The organism is Edaphobacter aggregans DSM 19364, from assembly GCF_000745965.1.
In the GTDB taxonomy this organism is placed as follows: Bacteria; Acidobacteriota; Terriglobia; order Terriglobales; family Acidobacteriaceae; genus Edaphobacter; species Edaphobacter aggregans.
The window spans coordinates 1-1,653 of record NZ_JQKI01000320.1; the positions used below are offsets into that span (position 1 = coordinate 1).

Sequence of the window (1,653 nt, forward strand, 5' to 3'; positions counted from 1 at the left end):
CGCAAACGGTGGATTCATAAGTATTCGGTCGAACGTGCCGAGATTGCCGTTGCACTCCAGAAAGTCCGCTTGGTGTGTGTCGTCCACGCAACCAAGGGTGCGGAGCCGGTGAGCCAAGTTGCAATTCAGCTCTACGGCGGTGATCGCGTAGCCGTGAGCGTTGCGGCGAATCGCATCTATGATCTTGCCCGTACCTGCTGACGGCTCCAAGACCTGTTGCCCTGGCTGAATGTCTGCCAGCGCGACCATCCGGTCTGCCAGCTCGGGCGGTGTGGGGAAGAGTTGCGGAATCGCTACGACCGTAACGCCTGTCGTGGCGGTCTTCTTCAGCTCGTGCAGCTCTTCATGCGAGGGAATGCGCTCGTCGCGCTGGCGCGGCGTGTGGAGCATTGGGAGCGGGTTTTGTGCCTTCAGGTCTAGGGTCATCGTTTGGAGCGTGTCGGCGGCGGTAGGCTCCGTCGGGGTCAACGGTACTTTCGTCGGCGGGTCGATCTGCTTCGCGTCGGTGAGATAGACGGAAACAGTTTTCCAATTACCGCCCCATGTGGAGCGGGTGCGATGGGCTCCGTGGGTGTCGGTCGCGGGGTGGGTTGCGGACTGTGGAACGTCAGACATCTTCTTTCGCTTCCAGTCGTCGGTGGTCATGTGCTTGAACCCGTCGCCGGGATAGTTGCACATCGGCGGGAGTTTGGTTGCGGCCTTCACTGCTGCGGTCTCGTCGGGCTGCGGGGCCTGATACTCCTTGACGCTCTCGATATCGGCTTTGTACTTGCTGCCGTAGAAGTGGCGGCGCGGCGTAGTCGTTAGGCTGCTGATGGCTTCGCCGGCCTTATTGATCTTCAGAATCACAAGCCACTCATCGCCTACAAGAACCTTGCCGCCTAATTCGAAGCTGAAGCGGTCGGCGGCGAGTCCTCCAGACTCCCCAAACATGGCCTTTTCATAAGCGATGCGGTTGGTGTAGTGGTCAATCCAGCGATCATAGGACGGAATGATGCGGGGGTACGTGCCCAGAGCAACCGCTAGAACCTCATCTAAGGTCCGGGGCGCGTAGAGGCTCGTATGATTCCCCGTTAGCGCGTCATAGGCGCTCGGGCTGTGCTGGAAGTCTTCGCGGTCGCCTTCCTTGCGGGGCATGTTCAGATGGCACATGCCAGCAATCCGAAGGGCAACCTTGGCCTGTAGTTCCTTGTCTTGTTCGTTAGCGCAATCGGTCCAGAGCTTGAGCCACATCTCGGCCTCTTGTTTGTTCCTCTCCTGTTTGCGCTTGTCGGCTTCCAAGCCCTTGATGCGGCGATGGCGGACGCCTGGAAGGGCCTTATACTTCGCGTGGTGTAGTGCTCCGGCTGCGCGTTGTTCCCAATAACGGGCGGTCTGCCACATCTGAACCGTCTTCCTCATCCCGTTCTCGATGCGTTGGGCGTCCTTGCGTGCGTGGCGTTCGCTGTGGTGTCCAACGAGAATAGGCTGACCGAAGGGGATGTTATCGGCGATGCGGTGGACGGCATCATGGGAGCGCTGGGCGTCTTCGATGCGGCTCTCTTTGTAGTCGCTGAAGCGGTCGGCCCGGTGTTCTGCTCGGTCTACTAAGCTCGTGTCTTCGTCCTCGATCTCCTCGGCCAACTCAATGAGCAAATCCTCACGGCTCGGGGT

1 protein-coding gene is annotated in these 1,653 nt (G+C 59.6%); it reads right to left on the minus strand.

Features of this window, described 5'->3' with window-relative positions:
- A partial coding sequence (locus Q363_RS31515) for a DUF3560 domain-containing protein (RefSeq protein WP_169747221.1) occupies nucleotides 1–1,623 on the minus strand: 1,623 nt, incomplete at its 3' end.
- Between the last annotated feature and the right edge of the window lie 30 nt (nucleotides 1,624–1,653).